We start from the raw sequence: 23,085 nt of genomic DNA, 5'->3' as shown, positions 1-23,085 counted from the left end.
TTTTAGCTATTCACTTTTAATTCAGACCAAATACCTTCGATTGTCTTATTCAATATAGGATGAACTACCTGAGCGGCTATTTCAGACAAAGGGAGAATAACAAATGGACGGTTATTCATATTGGGATGAGGAATCGTTAATGCATCTGTATCTATAATTTCTTTATCATAGAGCAAGATATCAATATCAATTATGCGGTCTATATATATATTATTCTGAGACTTCACCTGTCGCCCCATCTCTTTTTCTATATCTTGAGTAATAGTCAAGACTTCAAATGAGCTTAAAGGTGTCTTCACCAAACATGCTGCATTCAGAAATTGATTCTCCGAGACAAAGCCTGCCGGATCGGTAACATAAAAAGCGGATGTGGCGACTATCTCACCAATCCGCTCTTCTATTTTATCAATTGCATGATGAAGGTTCTCTCCCCTATCTCCTAAATTTGAGCCTAAACCCAGATAGACATCATGTAACTTTTCTTTATATGACATTAGATTATCAACATTGCATCACCATATGTACCAAAACGGTATTTTTCTTTCACAGCCAATTCGTACACATCCATTATACGATCATACCCACCAAAAGCAGCTGTCATCATTAATAGTGTTGACTGAGGCAAGTTGAAGTTTGTAACCATAGAATCAGCAATACCAAAATCGTAAGGGGGAAAAATAAATTTATTCGTCCATCCTGTATTTACCTTCAAATGCCCATCTGTACTCACAACAGTCTCTATTGCTCTCATAACAGAAGTACCCACAGCACAAACTCGGCGACCGGCATCTTTTGCTTTGTTTACAATATCTGCAGCTTCTTGGGTAATATCTAACTGCTCAGAATCCATCTTATGTTTTGTCAAATCTTCAACATCGATATCTCTATAATTACCCAATCCTGAATGGAGAGTCACATATGAGAATTCTATACCTTTAATTTCAAGACGTTTCAGCAGTTCTCTACTGAAATGCAATCCAGCAGCAGGAGCAACAACAGCTCCTTCTTTTTGAGCGAAAATAGTTTGATAGCGCTCTTTATCATCTGCCTCTTCGCCTCTATTCAAATACTTCGGTATTGGTGTTTCTCCTAAAGCGTATAGAGCTTTTCTGAATTCCTCAGATGGTCCATCATAAAGGAAACGTAGTGTACGTCCTCTCGATGTTGTATTGTCTATAACCTCTGCTACCATAGATTCGTCTTCTCCAAAGTATAGTTTGTTACCTATACGAATTTTTCTAGCTGGATCTACCAATACATCCCAAAGATGAAATTCTTCATTCAACTCGCGCAGAAGGAAAACCTCAATAGTAGCCCCTGTCTTCTCTTTATTTCCATACAAACGAGCAGGGAACACCTTTGTATCATTAAAGACAAATACATCTTTATCATCAAAATAATTGATGATATCTTTAAATACCTTATGCTCAATTTCTCCGGTCTTACGATTTACAACCATTAAACGAGACTCATCTCTATTCTTGGCTGGATGAGTAGCAATCAGCTCCTCCGGAAGGTCAAATTTAAATTGAGAAAGTTTCATATCCTATATATTAATTTATTATTATTCTTTTTTAATCTACAATTATGGCGTCTACAAATTCCTCGATAAGCTTACCATCAATACACTGGTCAAGCGTAACTTCACCTATACGCGTACGCTCCAATGCTGTGAGGTGCCCTCCCGAATTAAGAGCCAATCCTATATCCCTAGCCAAAGCTCTGATGTAAGTACCTTTACTGCACACAACACGTATCTTTATCGTCGGCATTTGATACTCCAGAAGTTCTATTTCATCAATAACCAATATCTTGGGCTTAAGATCAACCTCTTGTCCCTCTCTGGCTAATTCGTAAGCTCGCTTACCTTCTACCTTACAAGCCGAATACGCTGGAGGAATCTGCTCTATTCTTCCCACAAATTGCTTCAAGGTTTCCTCTACAAGTCCTTTAGTTATATGTTCAGTTTCGAAAGAAGCATCTACCTCTGTTTCTAAATCGAAAGAGGGAGTTGTTTCTCCTAACCTTATTGTTGCAATATATTCTTTTGTCTGATACTGAAAAGTCTCTATCAATTTAGTTTTCTTTCCTGTACAAACAATCATCACACCTGTTGCTAAAGGATCTAAAGTCCCAGCATGACCAACCTTTAGTTTCTTAACACCTAACTTGCGACAAAGTTTATTCCGCAATTTCCGTACCAAAGTGAATGATGTCCACTCTAGTGGTTTATTTATATATAAAACCTCTCCTGAGATGAAATCCATTTATTATGCTACTTCTAATTGTACACCAAAACCCAGCAAGATCAAGATTAAAAGTCCTACCACAATTCTATACCAACCAAATAGCTTAAATCCATATTTGGAAATAAAATTGATAAAGAATTTTATAGCAAGCATAGCCACTATGAAAGCAACTACATTACCAACGATAAGGACTGCCATATTATCGATCAATATACTGAAATCGAAATCGAATAGTCCTCCATCAGGGACTTTTATCAGCTTATATACTTTATATCCTGTAGCCGCTGCCATTGTAGGTACTGCTAAGAAGAAGGAAAATTCCGCTGCATTCTTCCGTGTCAGCTTCTGGCTCATACCCCCTACAATAGTTGCCATAGAGCGAGACACTCCGGGTATCATTGCAATACACTGGAAGAGCCCAATAGTAAATGCGTTCTTGTAAGTTATCTCTTGCTTGCTCTCATCCGGATTATTAAACCATTTATCGACAAACAGCATAACAATACCGCCCAGTACAAGCATCACAGCTACTACATAAACATTCTCTAACATGCTGTCTATATAGTCACTAAACAATAGTCCGAACACTGCTGCCGGTAAAAAACCGATCAAAAGTTTTATGTAAAAATTTACAGATTGAAAGAATCGTTTCCAATATAAAACAAGAACCGACAAAATGGCTCCAAATTGAATAATGATAGTAAAAGCCTTTACAAAATCATCACTTTTTATACCTAAAATTCCCTGTGTTATAATCATATGACCAGTTGACGAAACTGGCAAGAACTCCGTTAAGCCCTCTACAATAGCAATGATTATTGCTTCAATAATACTCATTAATCAATATATCTTTTTTATAAATACTGTGTTAGTTCTGTTCGTTTGCCTCAGTTCTCTTGCGAGGGAATAGAATTCCAACAATCATTAACAAAAAACCGAAAAAGCACACCATAGGTGCAATAACAATTCGCTTCGTACTAAAAACATCTGGTTCAAACCCTCCTTCAATAGTCGATGCAGGACCAGTCATCAGTACAAAGCCCAATATAATAAGAAGAACGGATACTCCACAGATGAGATAATTCATCTTGCCAAATGCGAAATTTATTTTATCCATAATTTAAATATGATAAAGTTTATTTGTAGTCATTCTTAGATACCTGTTTACTGCCGATATCGTAGCTAAAGCAGTCAGAAGTATTCCCAACAAAAGAACAAGTCCATAAACGATTAAAAGCTCATTCTGATGAACAATAGAAATCAATTCAGGGTATTCTTTTACAAAATAGTACACAACTCCAGTAATAGCACCATTAGCTATAATAGCAGCTAAAATACCCGACAACACTGTACTTGTAATAAAAGGGCGTCTGATAAAAGCATTAGTAGCCCCGACCAATCTCATTGTATTGATAAGAAAGCGCTTAGAGTATATATTTAACTGAATCGTATTCCTGATCAGTGTAAAAGAAATTACAATAAGGATTATAGCTAGGATTAGCAATACAGAACCTACTTTAGATATCGTATTGTTAGCTTCAGCAAGATCTTCTTCATTGAATGAAAAGCCTTTGGATAGATTAAAATCTTTAAAGCTAGCCTCTACTTTCTTCAGACTATCGCTATTAACATATTCGGACTTAATAAAAACATCAAAATAGCTTCTGGAGGGGTCATAACCCAAAACCTCTTCCGGATCTCCTCCCAAATCGCTTAAAAGTTGTTTTTTAACCTCTTCTTTGCTGATATAGGTTACAGATTTAACATACGGGATAGCCTCTATTTTCTTCTTCGTCTTTGCCACTGCATCTTCATTCATATTACCTGTCAGTTCGATAGATATGCCCATATTCTCTTTAAAATACGTAGCCAATCCTTTTCCTGTAAAACCTAACAAAATAGTCAAACCCAGCAAAAAAAGGACAAGAGTAATACTTATGGTAGTAATAACCCCTGACGTAAATAAAGAAACAGTTTTAAGTTGACGATTCTTAGACATTATAATAACAAACGAGAATTTAATGCTGACACAATACAATGCACCCAAATTCGCTGCAAAGAAACAAAATAAATAGTTCTTACAGCATTATTTTTATCTTTTTTAATAAAACAAAAGACTCACTTATGTTTTTTCGTTTTATTTTACGATTATCCTCTTAACGAACATCATAAAAAGAACAATTAAAGAGACAAATCGTTCAATCTTATCACATAAACCCCTAACTTTACAAGCTCGAAAAAAGAAGATTTAAATGAGCGCTATCCCCAGCAGTCCATACATGCAATTTTCAAGAGAACAATGGGCTTCTCTGCGAGAATCAGAACCGATGACTCTTACTTACGAAGAGCTATTGACTCTACAAGGCATTGATCACGAATTGTCGATAGATGAAGTGGAAGAAATATACCTTCCCCTATCACGCCTGTTGAGCTATTATGTAAATGCGAGAACAAGCAGACAAACCATTCTGATGAAATTCCTGGGTCAGGAAAGGCAGAAAATTCCATTTATCATAGGCATAGCAGGGAGCGTTTCGGTTGGAAAAAGTACAACTGCCCGTGTTTTGCAAGCATTGCTCAGCCGATGGAAAGAGAACACCCGTGTAGCACTTGTAACGACAGACGGATTTCTTTATCCAAATGCAGTATTGGAGGAAAAAGGAATCATGCTAAAAAAGGGGTTTCCTCAATCTTATGATATAAAAGCATTATTAAAGTTTGTCACAAACCTAAAATCGGGAGAAAAAATCGTCAAAGTTCCAAAATACTCTCACCTCATCTATGATGTTATTCCTAATGAATATCAAACTATAGAACAGCCAGACATCCTAATCATAGAAGGGCTCAACGTTTTACAAAGTGGAATGGATTACCCCAATGAGAAACCAAGGATTTTCGTTTCCGACTTTGTTGACTTTTCCATCTATGTAGATGCTGAAGAGCAAATGCTTGAAAAATGGTACATTTCACGCTTCATGAAATTCCGAAAAGGAGCCTTTACCGACCCGAAATCTTATTTTCGCAATTTTGCTCAATTAACAGAGCAGGAAGCTATAAAAACATCCAAAACAATCTGGAGAGAAATCAACAGAAAGAACCTTCGCCGAAATATACTTCCTACTCGCGAACGGGCAAGCTTAATTTTACACAAAGGGGAGAATCACACTGTTGATTATGTTAGACTACGGAAATAACCTACTCAAAATTTATAAACATCTGATTATAGTTGATAGTTACTTTATCGAACAGTTTAATAAAATCATTTCCTAAACTACCATCCCCTATAACAAAGGGGAAACTATCTCCTGCAAGTACATAAACATCCTTAAGCTCTTTTTCATGCGATCCTATTCGCAATGTGAAAGAAGGCAAAATATACTGATTCATATGTACCATCGCACCAAAGCCTCCAACACCTCCCTTATCATACAATCGTCCTTTTGATTCAACTTCTTCTTTATGGCTTGCATAATATTTAGAGGATAAGCCAATACCTCCTCCTGTATCGAAATGTAACAACAAACGTTCTTTACCTGAATACCCTTCTATATAAGGCTGTCCTCCCACAAACATCATGTTTGGTTTCTCAAAAGGCATCTTACTTTCTCTATAAGGGAATACCATTCTTTTTTCTTTGGGGTATATCTGAATTTCGCCTATAGCTTTCATAAAAACCGAGCCCAATATCGCATCCATAAAAAGAGTATCAACTGGCAGAATATTATCACCCGGAGCCACAGTAAAAGCTACATTTTTATAGACAACATCTCCTATCTTCATACTATCGGCCACACCCAGTTTCACATACCTCTCTGCTGTTCCTGTTATAACAACCGAGTCATCTAAAACACGGATCCATTCTGACGAGCAAAGCCTTCACTCACCAGATTTGTATCATACCCATCAGCACCCGTATCAAACACAAAATCTACAACATTCCCATTCAACTCAACATCAACATAAATGATATTTTTAAACGTTTCATGTCCATCAAAGTAGGATATTTCACAATCTCTTTCAGGACGAATAATTTCAGGTTTCATCCCATCACCTAAAGCTCCCCATAAGGTAAGTTTCTCTAATTCTTTCCTTGTCAAAGAATCAAGTCCATCAAAAGCTGCAGTTTGATCCAAAAAAGACTGCAATAAATCTGCTGATTGACGATAATTCCCTTGACGTTTGAGATTGTCGCTCATAGTAACAATCGAAGCTACAACACCACTCATTCCTAAATATTCCTGATGAGCAAGCAAGATTGTATCTAACTTTAAGTTTGCTTTATCCAACTGATTAAAGGCTGTATTTAAAAAGGCTTCCGCCAATAATTTTACCGTCTCGGATTGTAAACTATCTTTCGCTATATCATACCGCTCTTGCAGCGCGAAGAAGTCTTGTTTATTCATTAAGTCAGCAAACTCATCCTCTAAGGTTTGAGCACATACCCCTTGAATTGAAAAAATAAGAATCAGGGCAACTCCAATTATTTTTGTTTTCATATAGTTGTAAAGTTTAAATAAAACAAAAAGAGCGAGGACATACACATCCTCACTCCTCCTCAGTATAGGACTATTTCTATATTTTATTTTACAGAGAAAGCAAAAACAGTCTTGCTTTTGAATGTATCTTCTGGTCTGAGCACCACGCTAGGATATTCAGGCTTATTGATACTATCAGGAAAATGCTGTGTTTCGAAACAAACAGCAGCTCTTGCCGGATAACGATGCCCATGCTTTCCTTCAAAGTTACCTGACATCCAATTACCTGTATACACCTGAACACCGGGTTCGGTTGTATAAACTTTCATTTCTATCCCGGTTTTAGGCGAGCTACACTCCACAGCCAAAGCATACTCTCCATCCTTTTTATCAAGAACGAAAGTGTGATCGTATCCTTTACCAAAATGCAGCTGCTCAAAATCGTCATCAATACGCTCGCCAATTGTATGAGCTGTAAGAAAATCAAACGGAGTACCTTTCACATCTTCCGGTTTACCATATGGTATTGCCGTATCATCCGTAGGAAGATAAGTAGAAGCGTGCATAACAAGAGAGTGATCATTCACACTAGGGTCTCCCTCACCCGACAAATTGAAATAAGAGTGATTTGTCAAGTTAAGAATAGTAGCCTTATCCGTAGTAGCTTCATAAGTTATTTCAAAAGCATTCTCATCTGTAAGCTTATAGACGATTTTCACATTTAAACTTCCGGGAAAACCTTCTTCTCCATCTTTAGACAGATACGTTAACTCCAACGTCTGGCTATCAAGCTGCTTTGCCGTCCACACAACGGCATTAAAACCTTTCAATCCTCCATGAAGATTATTGGGTCCGTTATTTATAGCTAATTGATAAGTAACACCATCCAATACGAATTTCCCTTTGGCAATACGATTCCCTGTACGTCCGCATACAGCTCCGAAGTAAGGCTCTTCCGAACTTAAATATTCATCTAAATTATTATGCCCTAAAACGACATCGACCAAATTTCCATTTTTATCCGGCACAGAGAGTGACACTATCTTTGCTCCATAATTTATTACTGTAGCCTCAGCTCCTTTGCTATTTGTCAAGATGTACATTTGTACGTCTTGTCCATCTACTTTACCGGAAAATCCGGCAGGGTTCAATCCTGATTTTGTTTGCATGATATTATTATACGGTTAATTATATATTCTTAAAAATGATGTTAAACACAAATATACAACAATATTCTAATGTTAAATACCAGAGTTTCTCTGATTATGATTATCAATTTATTAAAAAAGCAAAAACAGAAAACCTCTAAATCTCATTCATTTTTTTAAACTAAAATGCGAGAACAAAAGCTTATTCTATTTGTTCTATCATCGATGTAAAATATTTATATATGCAATTTTATAGGCAGAATATAGTATCTTTGTAACCGATAATTAGAAGCCTTACGAAGGTTTCGCAACGAATAAAATAATGCAAGAAGATCAAGATAAAATTTTAGAAGAAGTTACCTCCAGCGAATACAAATATGGTTTTGTAACTGACATTGAAACTGAAGTTATTCCGGTCGGATTAAACGAAGATGTCGTTCGTTTGATTTCGGCAAAAAAGAATGAACCAGAATGGATGCTTGAGTTCCGACTTAAAGCATACCGTCATTGGTTAACTCTGGAGATGCCTAAATGGCCTCATCTGGACATTCCCGAAATAGACTATCAAAGCATTAGCTACTTTGCCGCTCCGAAGAAAAAGGATGGGCCTAAGAGCCTTGATGAAGTAGACCCCGAATTATTAAAAACATTCGACAAACTGGGTGTACCTCTCCATGAAAGAGAAATACTTGCCGGAGTACAAACAATGGCCGTAGATGCTGTAGTAGATAGTGTTTCTGTTAAAACCACATTCAAAGAAGTTCTTTCCGAAAAAGGGATTATATTCTGCTCGTTCAGCGAAGCTGTACAAGAATACCCGGAACTGGTAAAAAAACACTTAGGGACAGTTGTTTCGTACCGCGACAATTTTTTTGGCGCATTAAACTCTGCTGTATTTAGTGACGGATCGTTTGTATATATTCCTAAAGGCGTTCGCTGTCCTATGGAATTATCAACATACTTCCGAATCAACGCAGCCAATACCGGACAGTTTGAACGTACATTAATCGTAGCTGACGACAATGCTTACGTTAGTTATCTGGAAGGATGTACAGCTCCTATGCGCGATGAAAACCAACTACACGCTGCTATAGTTGAGATTATAGCTTTAGACCACGCAGAAGTAAAATATTCGACAGTACAAAACTGGTATCCTGGAGATAAAGAAGGAAAGGGAGGTATTTACAACTTCGTTACTAAACGCGGTCTATGTAAAGGTCGTGGTTCTAAAATTTCCTGGACTCAGGTAGAGACAGGATCAGCCATCACATGGAAATATCCTTCATGCATTCTTGCCGGAGATGATTCCATTGGCGAATTCTACTCTGTTGCGGTAACTAACAATTACCAACAAGCAGACACCGGGACTAAAATGATACACTTAGGTAAAAACACAAAAAGCCGTATTGTATCAAAAGGGATCTCAGCCGGATTTAGCCAAAACTCATACAGAGGACTGGTAAAAGTTTCAGCAAAAGCTGAAGGCGCTCGCAACCACTCTCAATGCGACAGCTTACTATTAGGAGATAAATGTGGAGCTCACACATTCCCTTACTCAGACATTGCCAATCCAACAGCAATCATAGAACATGAAGCTACAACTTCAAAAATCAGTGAAGATCAGATTCTATATTGCAACCAAAGAGGTATTGGAACAGAAGAGGCTGTAGGTCTTATCGTAAATGGATATGCAAAAGAAGTAATGCAAAACCTCCCAATGGAATTTGCTGTAGAAGCTCAAAAACTACTTCAAATTAGCCTAGAAGGTAGTGTAGGATAATTAATATTCTATTATATTTATGAAAAAAGACGACTTTGAAAGTCGTCTTTTTATTTATTTTAGCACAACTGTTAAAGGCAATGGCTTAAATCTAAACATCAAGGCATATTCCTCTGCTTCTTCTTTAGTAAAACCTCCAGTTATCTCTAATCTCCCCCCTGTTATTGCAGTATTAACAACAGGTGCACCAGAAACCCCATCATCTATCACAATCGGCAACATTTTACCAATATTTCGACTTGTAACATTTTCAAATCTCTCTGCTCCAATGTCATTCAATTGAATCTGTATTGACCAATTGCCTGACACTTCATCTGAATAAGCTTTACGGATATGGGAATTTGATAAAATCGGTTCTTGCGGATAGGTTACAGAATGAATCAAATACAATTCAAACATTTCCCCTTTTTATCGATGGACTTAGATCCCCATAAAAAGAATAAATCCTTAGGCCATTCTTTTCTTGTTTCTCTACAAGTCTCCAATATATCTTTCACTTTTGCAGTATCATTTACATGAACAATAAAAGTAGGATTTTCATCACGAGTCTTCATTGCGTACCGAAACACACTATCTGTTGGAACAAAGATATCCTTTAAATTGATATTCCAACTTTCCCTCAACTCTAACCGCCCTTTAGTTGTTAGAAGCTTTTTTACCATAATAGAATCAGCTTCTTCAGGCAGACTAAGCGTATATAATTTTGTCGAAGCATCATGCTGTATATCATTAGCACAACCATAAGAATTAAAGCGCTCCTTGATAATGCTCAATGTATTATCTGCTTCAGCAGGAGTATAATCTCCTTCTTCAAAAGAGAACGCAAGCTGTTGTGATAAATTCTGCTGTTTTGTACAAGAGACAGCAAATAAAAGCACAGCGCTTATCATAATAGAACTCACTAATCGTTTCATTCCTCTTATATTTTAAGTTGACCTTATTTCGTCAATTTCTCTTCTTCTATTGTCTTCACGATATTTTCACCTATACCAATACGGTATCCTTGAGAAGAATACAATATTCCGCCGTTAGTAGACAGGTATATTACCAAAGGGAAGTTATTCGAGAATTCAATCTGCAGAGCATTGGCTACTGAATTTAATAAAGTTCTATTCGCATCTGTCAACCATAAAGACTGTTCAGGTAAACCTTTAAATGCAGACGCATCGAAAGCGGAACTCAATTTATCATCAGGAACAACGAAAAGCACTCCTCCACCCCATTCTTCAATATATTGCTGATGAGCAGGAAGATCTTGCAAAATATGTTTTGTTGGTTCTTTATCCGGATCGGAAAAACAGATAAACAAACCTTTCTTATTAGTCATCTCTTTTAAGGTTTTCTTACTGCCATCACTTAGAGTTACTATTGTATTAGGATCAACAATTCCTTGCACCTGAATACCTTTCTCCACCTTAGGCAATGAGATCACTACAGACTCTAAGAGATCTTCCTTTATATCAAAGTAACGAGTCTCAACAGCTACAGAGCCATCATTTGCTCTGCTACCTATCATCAAACGATAAAATCCCGTATCCAATAACAACTTCGCTGGAAATTTATTAATCTCATTCTCGTAATTCAATGTTACAAAATTACCATTTTCCATCCGTGCTATAGTGTAATGAGTATAATAACCGGGTTTAACAATATTAGTATTATCTCCTTTTATTATTAATTCTCCTTTAGGTTGCTCTTCGGCTTGTTTTTCAAAGAACACATCCTTCCATACACTTTTATCATCTTCTTTATACTGAGGTCGTCCTGTTACCGGATCAAGACGCGACATAATATCCATGGAACGGCAAAGAGCCACAAAATACACATCCCTTGATTTTAAGTCTGCAATACCTAACTCATAGACTCCACGAGGAGAAATAGGACATTTGTAATAATTTTGTTCTTCATCTAAGCTGATAGTTTCGTTAATATAATCAACTACTGTCTTTATTTCTTCTCTTGCCTTTAATACAAAGTCTTGAGGCAGTTTGTCTCTTAGGAAGATTCTCCAAGGACGAATTAACTCCAATCCAATACGAGGAGACAATACATATCTAGCGTATTCCTGATATAGAAGATTATTCGTTTGATCCGAGCCTATGGCTTTCGCTGCACTTATATGAGACATCAAATCATCACTAGCTGTATCTCGCAGATCTTTATCCGACAAAGATTCAAGGAAAGGGAAGAGATACCCATTCGATTTATTCGCTGACATAAAATTCACAATAGACTGCCAATTACCTTGCGATTTATTTAAGATATTCCATGTCTTATCTCCATTTAGGTCATTTTCTTTAGCAAACTCACGAGCCTTATTTTCAGTGATAAATGTAGACATATAGGCATTACGAATAGAATCTTCATATGCCAATCGTTTTGCATTTTCAGCGATTTTATCTGACGATAATTCCTTTATAGGTTTTTCTAAAGGAACATTTATTGTAAGATTTTCAACAGTCTGCTGAATACCTTTATCTGAAATTATAACATCTATAGTAGTATCTCCTGCTACAGATTTCACATAACCATAAGCACTTCCTTTATTCGCCCAGATCAAGACATCTCCCAGACCTGTAGTTACTGAAGCCTTACCATCTCCTGAACTCATAGCAGTAGATATAGGATAAAATTCTGCATAATTATAGACCATGAATTTAACCTCAGCGCCCTCTACTACATTTCCAGTATTTTCATCAACAACTCTTACCTCTACCTTTCTACGATTATCAGCATCAACATAATCCTCCAGTAGATTAATTACAGAATAGAGTTCTGTCTGCACATTTTTCTCTTCGGGGCCGTCATACAAGCCAAAGACATTTGTATGCACCATCATTGCTCGCTTTACAGGAGCAGAAAACCATGCTACATCTAATTCCGCATCAGGCTCACAGGCTCCGATATAATGCCATTCACCATCCACCCATGCTTCTACCCATGCATGATTATCATCAGTATGCACCCAGCGAGGAGTATAACATTGACGGGCTGGAATACCAACAGCACGCAAGGCTGCCGTTGCGAAGGTCGATTCTTCACCACAACGTCCCCACGATGTCTTCATTAATGCCAGAGGAGAAGAAGTCCTTCCATCAGTCCCCCGATAAGTGACTTTCTCGTGACACCAATGATTGACTTCCAAAACAGCTTGTTCCATCGTTAACCCTTTTACACGATCTTTCAATTCATCGAAGAAAACCTGACGAGCTGTATCTAAATTTTCATTATTCACTCTGCTTACTAAGACAAAGTGACGAAAAACATCATCTGGAATTTTCTTCCCCCAATCAAAATAGTCACGAGCTTCGAAAGCTGATCTTACCTGCCCTAGAAAAAACTCACCATCATAATCCGCTAAATCTGACAAAGGCATATAAGCATAGAGAAATTCTAAAGCTTCTTTTTCCTGTAAAATTAAATCAGACCGATCAAAAACTGAAAATAGCTGCTGGCTACGCTTTGAGGCTAATTCTTTTCTTTTTTCGAATTGCTCAGTAACTTTTAAACGATATTCCTCATTTTTGAGAAAATGCTTATCCGATGATGCGCAAGAGAACATCATTGTTAGCGTTAATAATAAAAGAATAGTAGTATTTAGTTTTTTCATAATCATCTGTATTAAGGTTTCGGATAGTTTTAAACTAATCCCAATGAGGATCGTAACTTGAAGAACGCCCTCGTTGCTCGTATTTCAGGTCTTGCAGCATAGAAGAACTTGCTCTTAACGACACAAAATATGATTTATATGGACCTACAGGATTAAAGCTTGCAGTTATAGACCAACAGTGAAGATTACGCGTCAGGTTACAACTCATATATGCTATTTTTTTTGCATCAAAATCGTAATTGGCATTAAACGAGAAATTCCAGTTTCGGGTAGGCTGAAGGCTTCCGTTCAACCCAAAGGTTTTCGTTAACCTTCCTTTATATTCCACATATTTCCCTTTTTCCGTAATCCGACTTTGATCCCAAGAGTAGTTCATAGAGAAATTCATTCCCAGATTCCATGTAACGGCATTTTTCACATAACCATCTTCATCGTATTCTTTATCATCCTTCTTCCCTTCCAGAAGACTTCCTTTATGTTCTGTTGCTTCAGCAGTCAGGTCACTATTTGGAGGACTTCCCTCGTTCGTATTTTCAGAATCTTTCTTATCCTTATCCTTTCCGAACCACTTTTTGAAGGTATCTTGATTGATAGATGGAGATATAGAATACCCTGTGCTTTTTAGTTTCCCGAAACCTTTACCATTCTTTATTCGCAATTGATCCACTTGGCGTACTCTGCCATACTCATCCTTCTGATACATATATGGATCGAAAGCTGCACCAAGATTGACAACAAAAGATTTACTAAACTTCAGACGTAAGTTTACGGCAATATCACTCCACTTCAGAGAGTCAGCCATTAGGTTCTTACTGAAATTAATGCTCAGATTATCAATCAAACTAATCTTCTTGAAACCTGTAGAGTCTTTCTCTGATGCAACTTTCATCTCTAAGTTGTTATCAAAGTTAAAGGAAATCATACCCGCTGCACCTGGGGATGGCACACCAAACATTCCCTTCTCATACGGAGACCAACGGACACTCTCATAACGTCCATAAGAGTCTATAATATCAGACTCTTTATACATTCCCCACATAGGATCACTAAAGTCTGGGTTATAACTAAAACTTATGCTCGGAGAAAAGACGTGACGGATTTTTGTTGACTTAGAAAAAATGGGAGTGTACATCCCGTACAACATTGTCTGAAAACTCAACGCTGCACTAAAATCATAAGCTCTGCCCACCGAAGACACAGTATCTAATGGAGCAAACTCTCCATCATCATTCAGACCCTTATTAATTTTACTAGTATACCACCTTTCTGTATAGTTGATAGAAGGTGTAATATTTAGATGATCGAAAGCTGAGAATGTTGCAGAAACAGGAATACTGTGCTTAAACCCATTTCTCCAATCTTTCTGAAAATTTGATGTTAGTAATTTATCCTCTTTTGTATCTATGCTGTTTCTGAATTCACCGGAATAACTCATTTGAATCTTTTCATACCAACGCTCAGATCCTGCAGCCATTTTTTTCTTAAAAGGCTGAATACGACTCATTGTTATCATCAAGTTAGGAAGCGTTAGCGAAATGGTCGAATCTCGGCTACGTTGAGCAATATTCATCGAAGCAGATAAACTCCAAGGAGAGTTTGGTATTCGTTGAGTTATGTTCACACTCGAACTCTTAGTATTGCTAGTCCCTGCGGGAGTATAAGCCATATTTAAGTCATTGCGATCATAAGAGCTTGTAGAGAAGTTCACATTGGCAGAAATCGTTCTGAACATATTTGACTTTGGGTCTTGCGCATGAGTCCAATTTATTCTCAAGTCTTTAGCCACAGAATAGTTCACATCTTTTTCTCCGGTCTTAGTTACCAGATATCCCAGATCGAAACCTCCGGAATATTTATAACGCTTTCTATAATTTGATCGGGCATTCAGTCCCCACGAACCTTTTGTATATATTTCTCCGGTAAGGGCTAAATCAATATTATCGTTTATTGCAAAATAATATCCTCCTCCACGAAGATTAAATCCTCGTTCCATTTCATCCCCGTAAGAAGGCATAATCACTCCCGAAGAATATTTTTCAGAGAAAGGGAAAAAACCAAATGGTAAACCAATCGGTAATGGGAGTCCTTCAATAACCAAGTAAGCAGGACCTGTTACAACATTTTTCTTCGGTTTAACTTTAGCTTTGGTCAGAGCCAGATAAAAGTGAGGGTGCTCATGATCTTCGCAGGTAGTATATTTACCCTCCCGCATGAAGAAAGAATTGTCATCATTCTTTTTCGCACGTCCAGCCACAACATAACCTTCGCCCTGATTTGTAATACTACCAGTAGCATAACCTTTTTTCGTCTTGAAGTTATACTTCATCGTTTTCGATTCCAGTTCTGTGCCCTTGTCCGAAAAAACAGGAAAACCGAACTCTTTGCCAACAGAGTCAACCCCAGCATTTGCATACACTAGGCTACTATCCATATTCATGGATATGATCTCTCCTTTCAAAACGAGATCGGTATATTTAACCTCACTTTCTCCATACAGATACCCCCATTTATCCGCTGTAAGAATTATAGAATCTTGCGCTGAATAATCTACAATAGCATCCAATGCATTCTTATTTTGCTTTGCACTATCTGAAGAGAGAGAATCGACTGGAAGTTTTATGGAATCTGAAGGAGAGAACAGAGAGTCTAATCTGGGCTGAATTGTATCAATCAGAATAAAAAGCTCATTTAAATTTTGCGTATAAGAATAGTGGGCACCTAAAAAAGGCACAGAGAACAATATACACAAAAACATGTACGCTAAGATGCGAATTTTTCTCATCTATAAAGACCTAATACTTTCTATTCGGATGCAAAGCTAATCATTTATACATGAAAGAATAATATGAAAAATCAAAAAAAGTTTAAATTTCACTTCCCTTTCCTAATTTAACCAATAATATTCACGCCCAACAGAGCGGTCATTCTTGTATTTTGGATAACTTTGCAGTTTACCACTTACATGCTTAACGATCCTTATTATGAAATATTTCACACTCATTAGTTTTTTCTTCTTATCCATATTGCTGTCTTTTTCTCAAGATTTCGACACCTTTTTTGTAGACAAAACTCTTAGAATAGACTACAGTTTTGCCGGTGATAGTAAAAACCAACATGTTTTTTTAGATCAATTATCTCAACTTCCTTTATGGGCTGGACGGAGACATAACTTATCTGAAATACTCAGAGAAGGAAACGGACAGATAAAAGTAACCGACGTAGCAAGCAACAAATGCATTTACACAGATGCATTCAGCACTCTTTTTCAAGAATGGATAACTATCCCGGAAGCGAACACAGCGAAGAGAAGTTTTGAGAACACATTTTTGGTACCTTTCCCAAAGAATAAAATTTTGGTAGAAATCAGTTTGCGAGACAGAAAAGGAACCTATGTCAAATTTTCGGAACACGAGATAGACCCTAATGACATATTAATAAAAAAGAAAGGCTTGAAAGACATCCCTAATTACACAGCAATCCATCAGGGGGGAGCCATAGATAAAGCGATCAATGTCGTTATCCTTGCCGAAGGATATACCTCTTCCGAAATGGACACTTTCAGAGAACACGCAAAGACGACTTGTGATGCTATATTTGAACATGATCCATTCAAAACTTTAAAGGACAAGTTTAATTTTTATGCTGTAGAAACAATATCGGAAGACTCCGGAGTAAGTATTCCTAGAAAGAATATATGGAAGGATACAGCTTTCAGTTCCCACTTCGACACATTTTATTCCGATAGATACCTCACTACTTCTCATGTTAAAGATATACACGACGCAATAGCGGGCATTCCTTATGCACATATTATTATACTGGCAAATACCGACACATATGGAGGAGGGGGAATTTTTAATTCTTATACACTAACAACTACTCATCATCCAGACTTCAAACCAGTCGTAGTACACGAATTTGGTCATAGTTTTGCAGGATTGGGCGATGAATATTTTTATGACAGCGATGTTCTGGATAACACATATGACCTAGAAACAGAGCCGTGGGAAGCTAATATAACCACCTTGGTCAACTTTTCTACCAAATGGAAAAAGATGCTAAAAGAAAACACTCCTATTCCGACCGATCCGAAACTTGCGAATAAATACGATGTAGGCGTATACGAAGGCGCAGGCTATTCTGCTAAAGGAATATTTCGCCCTGCAACAGACTGTAGAATGAAAACGAACACATGCAAGAATTTCTGTCCTGTTTGCCAAAGAGCAATAGAAGAGCTTGTGAAATTCTATACCGAGCAAAAAAAATAGAGTTAAGATTTTATTTATAAGGATAAAACAACTATTTTTGTCGCTGCTAATTTTGAATACAATAAAAAATAATACATAATCTATAGAACAATGTCTTCTAAAAAGAAACAAGCCGAATTACGTGAAGAACAGGAGTGGGAAAAGATTGATTCTGCAGTTAAAGAATCGGGACACTTCATTGAGAAATATCAAAAACAATTATTAATTGGGATTGGTGTTGTAGTAGTAGTTGTATGTGCATTCCTTGCATACAAACAACTATATCTAGAGCCTAAAAACAAAGAAGCTCAAGTAGCATTATTCAAAGGAGAGCAATACTTCAGAAATGGGCAAGACTCTATTGCTGTTGAAGGTGACGGGAATGGCTATGTTGGCTTTGTAACTATAGCAAAAGATTATAGTTCTACGAAAGCTGGTAAATTAGCGAAACTATATGCTGGTCTTAGCTATGCAAACCTAGAGCAATACGACAAAGCTATGGAGTACCTTAAAGGTTATAGCGGAGATGACATATCAATATCTCCACTTGTAAATGGAGCTATCGGTGATTGCCTAGACAACACGGGCAAATCTGACGAAGCAGTTTCATACTATATCAAAGCAGCAAAACAAGTTGACAATCCTTCTCAAAGCCCAATCCTTTACAAGAAGGCAGGACTTATCTACAGAAGTCAAGGCAACCATGATAAAGTGATCGAAGTGTTCACTATTATCAAAAACCAATATGCTAACTCTATGCTTGCTGGTGAAGCTGACAAATACATAGAAGAAGCTACTCTACTAAAAGCGAAATAAGAATTTTTACGCTTAATATAAAAAAGGCTTTACTCTCAGAGTAAAGCCTTTTGCTTTTGTATTATCAATAAAACCTATTTTTTGTTCATCTTATACGTCAACGCTCCTGATGGACATTTGGCAACTTGATCGATTATCTCTTTTGTAGTTGCAAGCTCTAATCTTACCCAAGGTCTTTCTTTCGGACGATATACATTAGGCAACATTTTCACACAGACTCCGGCGTGTTGACACATTTCAGGTTTCCAAATAACAGTAACTTCTCCATTGGTATACTCAATTACTTTTTCCATACTTAATCTTTTGATAGTTTTGTTTATCTTATTTCAATTTCAAACATTTATTCCTCTCATTACAATACTACGCCATTCGGGATGCTTTTGGATATATCCAGCAACAAAAGGGCAAAGAGGCACTAATCGCAATCCTTGAGACTTAATATCTTCCAAAGCCTTTTTTATCAACTGGCTGCCTATACCTTGTCCTTCAAGAGCAACAGGGACTTCGGTATGCGTCAAATATATCTCACCTGTTTCCGACTTTATATACTCTATCTTTGGCATATATTCTCCAATATGAAACTCGTATTGTTTCTTTTCTTTGTTATCAACTAGTGTGTAATCTTCCATTTCTTATTTATGTTTAAAGGGTTTATATATAGAACATTGATTTTCTTTGAAGGTTTTTTACAGGTCATTTAAGCTTTTTACAAGCTACAACAACCATTACACTGACAATCAATAGATCAACAGAACTCCATAAACAACTAGATATCAATCAATTACAAATTCAAACTGATCATACGAAGCCGTTCTCCATGCATGTTTTGCTGTAGTGGGAGAGATCGCGAAAAACGGAGAAAACGTTCTTACCTTAACAGTCTTTCCATCAGGCATAAATTCCAATATCCTCAACCAGCCATCACCTCCATTACCATGCCATCCTCCTCCTGCAGTCTGCGCATCAAACATCATCTGAACAACATCTTTCCCTGCTTGATTCTTATCGACTCTGAAACTTACATTCTTTTCATAATCATCCCCATCCGCAATTGCCGAATGTCCACAAAGCACCATTCTTATGGTTGGGGAAGGAGCAATAAGCTTATTCCATATGGCTTGTCCATAATTGGCAGGTGTAACTTTATAGTTTTCCTTTTCATAAACAACTCCTTTCGTATTCATATACGAATGTGTTAATACAATTACCTTATGATCTTTGTATTTTTCACTATTCACCAGATTCTTTGCCCAATCCAAGGCTTCGTCTCTTGGAGCAAACTCGAGAGACACGACTAGCACTTTGCCCCAATTACCCATCTCAAACTCGTAAGCAGCATTTTCTAGCGTTGGCTTTTCCTCCCAATTTCTACCCACACTCACCAAACTCTTTCTCCAGCAAGTATTCCTTTCTGGTCTAAAGAATTCAGGGAATTGACTAAATCTATTTTCTGCTGACACATAACCATAGTCATGATTACCCGTAGCATTTACATAAGAAATTCTATTATCGAGTCTTTCAAATGCGCGGGAAACATTCTCCCACTGCTGACGTCCGGTCTGATTTCCATTTCTGCCCTCAGGAATCGGCTGATCATTCTGCTCAACCAAGTCGCCGGTACACAATACCGCCGCCATATTCAAATCTTCTATATTGTTGGCAACCCAAGCTGTCATCAGTTCAAAGATAGGTTGATTCACATCAAACTTAATATAAGTCTGAGGATCGGGAATCATAATCATTGTATACGAATCCTTATCACTGAGTTCTACTTTTACGGGTTGTTTCTGAGCATTAATACTAAAAGAAAGGAATAAAAACAAACAAGACAGAATAAACGTTTTTTTCATAATTAGATTTATTTGGCATTAACAGTACTTACAAATATACGAAAAAACGATGGCATAAACTTAAAGTAAACACAAAAAAAAGGGATGACTATCCGCCACCCCTCTCATTATTTAAATTCGGATTTTATTCTAATTCGAAGCCATAAGTTTGTCCCTTTTCTACAGCAGAAACTCCTTTTTTCATCCACACAGGCATTGGATCTCCCTTCAGATAGTGATCAAAAAACTGCTGCAATCGAATTGACAAATCTTTCGCATTTTTTCTCTCACGCAAATTATGTGCTTCATTATTGTACTGAAGCATCCACACAGGCTTACCCAATCTGCGCAAAGCCATAAAATACTCTATTCCCTGATACCAAGGCACAGCACCATCCTTATCGTTATGCATAATAAGAAGCGGAGTTTCTACCTTATCGGCAAAAAATACAGGCGAATTTTTTATATACAAATCCATAGCATTCCACATGGTATCACCTATACGCGACTGCGTTTGCTCATATTGATATTGTCGGCTCATACCGCTCTCCCAACGGATTCCGCCATAAGCACTCAACATATTGGAAACGGGAGCACCTGCGCCTGCTGCCTTAAACATGTTAGTACGCGTAACCAGATAGGACACTTGATATCCTCCCCAGCTTTGCCCCTGAATAGCCATATTATCTTTATCTACCCACGGATACTTCATTAACATTTCAGCTCCGGACACTACCGAGTTGTAAGCACTTTCGCCAGGATAACCGGTTGTATATTGAATATCGGGAGTAAATACAATATATCCACGACTACAATAAAAAGGAATATTTATAATCGACCGACTTGGAACCGGAGCAAAATATTGATACAATTCATCTGAATGTTTTTCATAGAAATATATCATTACCGGATATTTTTTATTCGGGTCAAAATCTTCGGGTTTATACACAATTCCTTGTGTAAGCTTATCGTCAAAGGTTGTCCACGACACAAGCTCCGCTGTTCCCCAATTATATTCTCTCATTTGCGGATTTATATCCGAAAGCTTCTCCGAAGTTTTCCATAGATTTGAAGTAACATACAAATCGGGAGATGTATTGAAATTACTTTTGGTAAAACAATAAACTTCTTTATTCTTTGCTTTTACCGGATCAGAGAAAGAGAATTTATCCAGAATCAGAGGGTTGAGATTAGATTTATTTAATTCAAAAAAACCCTTCTCTTTGGTCGTATTATCAAATGCTGATAACAAAAGTTTCTCATTCGACTTAATAAATTTACTTTCGGGATCTGTTTTCAGATAACGAAATGTAAGAAGCTTTTCTCTCCCCATTCCCTTAGTCAGATTCTCAGGTTTCTTCTCACCTGCTAAATCAAACTTCCATATATCATACGCATCGTAAACGAGCAAAGCTTCGTCATTTTCCGTAAAATCGGCAATCCAATACGGGGCTGGAGAAGATGGGGTATCATGTTTTTCATCCCAAAAATTAACAGATAAACCTTCGGTCAGACATATCTCTTTATCATCCTTTACCGAATAAGCATAATACTGCCTATCCTCCATGTTATACCATATCACATAGTTCCCCAGAGGAGACATTCGTATAGGACCAACATTCCTTGTCTTTATCTGCTTCTTCGCATTCGTTTCCAGATCGAAAATCCAAACATCATTAGCTATTCGAGCATTTATATCCCATTGTGTCTCGAACTGATATTTTTCATTAGAAAGCCCTAGCGCATATCTACCATTATTCTCGTTCGAAATAGATACATTCGGAACTTCTTCGCTACCTAATTGATAAAGTTCTGACGTATTTTCCAGATCTATATAAGACAAATAGGTTTGCTTCAGCTTTCTATCACGTTGCACAAGCTGCATAGGCTGAATCTGAGGTTCTTGCCAATGCCAAATATCAAGTTGAGCTTTTTCAAAATCAGGTATAGTTGTATCTTTGGGCAAAACAATAGGAGCAATCCCGAACAACAGACGTTTTTCATCTTTACTAAACAAAGGAGAATAGTTTTCACTTACATCCCATTTGTCAGGCATAGTCTTTTTGTTCTTATCTGCAACTACAATAGCCGAATCACCACCCTTAGCAAAATAGAACAAGCTATAGTCTTTTATCTCTTTCTTCAGGCTATCTGCTGTTGCCAAGAAGGAAAGCTTAGCTCCTGTTTCTGACAGATTAAGACTTTTATAAATAGTTTTTCCTTCGGATACGATTTGTCTTTTTTGAGTATTCAAGTCGATATACATCACACCCGACTTACTTGTACTATCCTTATCGTTTGGTTTTACAATCAACCCTAATCCTTTTCCATTGCGGCTAAATTGATATTCAGCTACATTTTTCAATGTGTCTTCGATCCCGGTCTTCAGGCTTCGAAGCAACAATGTTCTTGCCTTGATTTCTTTGTCTTTTGCTTTTACCGAATCGTCAATTGCATAAGCTATATAGTCAGAAAAATCCTTCCCATGCTTATAGCTTTTTACATTAGGAATTTTAGTCACTGATAGTTTTTCCAGCGATATGATAGCTAACGAATCTTTAGGCATTTTTTCGGTCGCCACTTTCTTTATCTTCGCCTGACGTGTTGCGGCATAGGGCGCTTTAATCTGAGCTACGATATACTTCTGATCGGGAGTGACCGAGTACATATATCCTCGAGGGAGAATAAATTCTCGCTTCGATTGCAGATCGCGAACGAGCAGATAATCGTCACCCTCTTGCTCCCTTACTACAGTAGCTACATATTTACCGTCATCGGTAACAGTAACATTCGCTATATTTTTCCACGAATCATATACACTATGATCCAATACTTTTTTCTGTGCCGTTCCTGATAATGAGACCAGTAGTCCTATAGCAAGAACAGCACATTTCAGATGTGCTGTCTTTATCATGATATGTAAATATTTTA

21 protein-coding genes are annotated in these 23,085 nt (G+C 37.3%); 4 read left to right on the top strand and 17 right to left on the bottom strand.

Annotated features, from left to right (window positions below):
* Nucleotides 1-2 precede the first annotated feature (2 nt).
* The 6 genes from folK to DHU68_RS10365 are packed head-to-tail and all read right to left on the bottom strand — an operon-like array spanning nucleotide 3 to nucleotide 4,248.
* Complete coding sequence (folK, locus tag DHU68_RS10390; protein ID WP_108822929.1) at nucleotides 3-494, bottom strand: 2-amino-4-hydroxy-6-hydroxymethyldihydropteridine diphosphokinase; 492 nt, start codon at nucleotides 492-494, stop codon at nucleotides 3-5.
* Nucleotides 494-1,543, bottom strand: a complete 1,050-nt coding sequence (gene queA, locus DHU68_RS10385; RefSeq protein WP_108822928.1) for a tRNA preQ1(34) S-adenosylmethionine ribosyltransferase-isomerase QueA — start codon at nucleotides 1,541-1,543, stop codon at nucleotides 494-496. Before queA ends, folK begins: the two co-directional genes overlap by 1 nt.
* Nucleotides 1,544-1,574: 31 nt before the next feature.
* On the bottom strand, nucleotides 1,575-2,267 hold the full coding sequence (gene truB, locus DHU68_RS10380; RefSeq protein WP_108822927.1) for a tRNA pseudouridine(55) synthase TruB: 693 nt from the start codon (nucleotides 2,265-2,267) through the stop codon (nucleotides 1,575-1,577).
* Between the two features lie 3 nt (nucleotides 2,268-2,270).
* Nucleotides 2,271-3,086 (bottom strand): undecaprenyl-diphosphate phosphatase, encoded by an 816-nt coding sequence (locus DHU68_RS10375; RefSeq protein WP_108822926.1) that lies wholly within the window; start codon nucleotides 3,084-3,086, stop codon nucleotides 2,271-2,273.
* 31 nt (nucleotides 3,087-3,117) lie between these two features.
* Nucleotides 3,118-3,366, bottom strand: coding sequence for a DUF3098 domain-containing protein (locus DHU68_RS10370; RefSeq protein WP_108822925.1), 249 nt, complete (start codon nucleotides 3,364-3,366; stop codon nucleotides 3,118-3,120).
* A gap of 3 nt (nucleotides 3,367-3,369) precedes the next feature.
* Nucleotides 3,370-4,248, bottom strand: a complete 879-nt coding sequence (locus DHU68_RS10365) for an ABC transporter permease (protein ID WP_108822924.1) — start codon at nucleotides 4,246-4,248, stop codon at nucleotides 3,370-3,372.
* Between the two features lie 253 nt (nucleotides 4,249-4,501).
* Here DHU68_RS10365 and coaA point away from each other — a divergent pair, with 253 nt between their 5' ends.
* The gene (gene coaA, locus DHU68_RS10360) at nucleotides 4,502-5,443 is read left to right on the top strand and encodes a type I pantothenate kinase (protein WP_108822923.1); all 942 of its coding nucleotides are present in this window, start codon (nucleotides 4,502-4,504) and stop codon (nucleotides 5,441-5,443) included.
* Between the two features lies 1 nt (nucleotide 5,444).
* Here the strand turns inward: coaA and DHU68_RS10355 are convergent, their stop codons facing one another.
* The 3 genes from DHU68_RS10355 to DHU68_RS10345 form a co-directional block, all read right to left on the bottom strand.
* A complete protein-coding gene (locus DHU68_RS10355; protein WP_108822922.1) occupies nucleotides 5,445-6,053 on the bottom strand; it encodes a hypothetical protein in 609 nt (202 codons plus the stop codon).
* A 38-nt stretch (nucleotides 6,054-6,091) separates the two neighbouring features.
* Nucleotides 6,092-6,745 (bottom strand): hypothetical protein, encoded by a 654-nt coding sequence (locus DHU68_RS10350; RefSeq protein ID WP_108822921.1) that lies wholly within the window; start codon nucleotides 6,743-6,745, stop codon nucleotides 6,092-6,094.
* 83 nt (nucleotides 6,746-6,828) lie between these two features.
* Nucleotides 6,829-7,893 (bottom strand): aldose epimerase family protein, encoded by a 1,065-nt coding sequence (locus DHU68_RS10345; protein WP_108822920.1) that lies wholly within the window; start codon nucleotides 7,891-7,893, stop codon nucleotides 6,829-6,831.
* Nucleotides 7,894-8,194: 301 nt separating this feature from the next.
* Between DHU68_RS10345 and sufB the strand changes: the two genes are divergently transcribed.
* Nucleotides 8,195-9,652, top strand: a complete 1,458-nt coding sequence (gene sufB, locus DHU68_RS10340; protein WP_108822919.1) for a Fe-S cluster assembly protein SufB — start codon at nucleotides 8,195-8,197, stop codon at nucleotides 9,650-9,652.
* A gap of 54 nt (nucleotides 9,653-9,706) precedes the next feature.
* On the opposite strand, the gene DHU68_RS10335 is transcribed toward sufB, so the two are convergent.
* Genes DHU68_RS10335 through DHU68_RS10320 form a run of 4 tightly spaced genes read right to left on the bottom strand, consistent with a single transcriptional unit; the run spans nucleotide 9,707 to nucleotide 16,044 of the window.
* Nucleotides 9,707-10,051, bottom strand: a complete 345-nt coding sequence (locus DHU68_RS10335; protein WP_108822918.1) for a hypothetical protein — start codon at nucleotides 10,049-10,051, stop codon at nucleotides 9,707-9,709.
* Nucleotides 10,033-10,566 carry a hypothetical protein gene (locus DHU68_RS10330; RefSeq protein ID WP_160111119.1) on the bottom strand — a complete coding sequence of 178 codons (534 nt, stop codon included), beginning with the start codon at nucleotides 10,564-10,566 and terminating at the stop codon, nucleotides 10,033-10,035. Before DHU68_RS10330 ends, DHU68_RS10335 begins: the two co-directional genes overlap by 19 nt.
* 23 nt (nucleotides 10,567-10,589) lie before the next feature.
* Nucleotides 10,590-13,262 (bottom strand): transglutaminase family protein, encoded by a 2,673-nt coding sequence (locus DHU68_RS10325; RefSeq protein ID WP_108822916.1) that lies wholly within the window; start codon nucleotides 13,260-13,262, stop codon nucleotides 10,590-10,592.
* 34 nt (nucleotides 13,263-13,296) lie between these two features.
* Nucleotides 13,297-16,044: a putative LPS assembly protein LptD gene (locus DHU68_RS10320; RefSeq protein ID WP_108822915.1), complete on the bottom strand. Its 2,748-nt coding sequence runs from the start codon at nucleotides 16,042-16,044 to the stop codon at nucleotides 13,297-13,299.
* A 199-nt stretch (nucleotides 16,045-16,243) separates the two neighbouring features.
* On the opposite strand from DHU68_RS10320, the gene DHU68_RS10315 reads away from it, so the two are divergent.
* Both DHU68_RS10315 and DHU68_RS10310 read left to right on the top strand, forming a co-directional pair.
* Nucleotides 16,244-17,530 carry a M64 family metallopeptidase gene (locus tag DHU68_RS10315; RefSeq protein ID WP_108822914.1) on the top strand — a complete coding sequence of 429 codons (1,287 nt, stop codon included), beginning with the start codon at nucleotides 16,244-16,246 and terminating at the stop codon, nucleotides 17,528-17,530.
* A 90-nt stretch (nucleotides 17,531-17,620) separates the two neighbouring features.
* Nucleotides 17,621-18,325, top strand: coding sequence for a tol-pal system YbgF family protein (locus tag DHU68_RS10310; protein ID WP_108822913.1), 705 nt, complete (start codon nucleotides 17,621-17,623; stop codon nucleotides 18,323-18,325).
* Nucleotides 18,326-18,399: 74 nt separating this feature from the next.
* Here the strand turns inward: DHU68_RS10310 and DHU68_RS10305 are convergent, their stop codons facing one another.
* The 4 genes from DHU68_RS10305 to DHU68_RS10290 all read right to left on the bottom strand — a co-directional run bounded on the left by DHU68_RS10305 (nucleotide 18,400) and on the right by DHU68_RS10290 (nucleotide 23,068).
* Entirely contained in the window at nucleotides 18,400-18,618 is a 219-nt protein-coding gene (locus DHU68_RS10305; protein WP_108822912.1) for a (4Fe-4S)-binding protein, read from the bottom strand.
* A 39-nt stretch (nucleotides 18,619-18,657) separates the two neighbouring features.
* Nucleotides 18,658-18,954: a GNAT family N-acetyltransferase gene (locus tag DHU68_RS10300; protein ID WP_108822911.1), complete on the bottom strand. Its 297-nt coding sequence runs from the start codon at nucleotides 18,952-18,954 to the stop codon at nucleotides 18,658-18,660.
* A gap of 144 nt (nucleotides 18,955-19,098) precedes the next feature.
* Entirely contained in the window at nucleotides 19,099-20,178 is a 1,080-nt protein-coding gene (locus DHU68_RS10295) for a metallophosphoesterase (RefSeq protein ID WP_185117508.1), read from the bottom strand.
* 121 nt (nucleotides 20,179-20,299) lie between these two features.
* Nucleotides 20,300-23,068 (bottom strand): S9 family peptidase, encoded by a 2,769-nt coding sequence (locus DHU68_RS10290; RefSeq protein ID WP_108822909.1) that lies wholly within the window; start codon nucleotides 23,066-23,068, stop codon nucleotides 20,300-20,302.
* Between the last annotated feature and the right edge of the window lie 17 nt (nucleotides 23,069-23,085).

It is taken from the genome of Dysgonomonas sp. Marseille-P4361, from assembly GCF_900343125.1.
In the GTDB taxonomy this organism is placed as follows: Bacteria; Bacteroidota; Bacteroidia; order Bacteroidales; family Dysgonomonadaceae; genus Dysgonomonas.
The sequence above is the reverse complement of the archived record's forward strand: the minus strand, read 5'-3'. Positions and strand labels throughout refer to the sequence as shown.